Genomic DNA, 254 nt, shown 5'->3' with positions numbered 1-254 from the left:
GCCGAGCGCCACGCCGCGGGCGCATCCTCGCGGATGTGCTGGAGCCAGCCCTTGGTGACGTCCTGAAGCAGCGGATAGGCGACCGGATCGGTGTCCTTGGCCACGACCAGGCCGTTGAAGCCGATCGTGATGATGTCGACCGCCTTGGCGCTGACGATCGCGTCGCGCAGCAGCGCCTGGAACTTGGGCTGATGCGCCCAGGCGTCGAGCGTCTCGTAGCGGATGAGCGTGTCGAAGTCGGTCTGCTCGCAGCG

Annotated in this window: 1 protein-coding gene; it reads right to left on the bottom strand. The window is 67.7% G+C overall.

Features of this window, described 5'->3' with window-relative positions:
- Positions 1–254, bottom strand: a 254-nt coding sequence (locus tag AC0CH3_RS17845; RefSeq protein WP_465238131.1) for a P2 family phage major capsid protein, incomplete at both ends; no start/stop codon positions are given.

It is taken from the genome of Sphingomonas sp. AC449 (assembly GCF_979253475.1).
The sequence above is the reverse complement of the archived record's forward strand: the minus strand, read 5'-3'. Positions and strand labels throughout refer to the sequence as shown.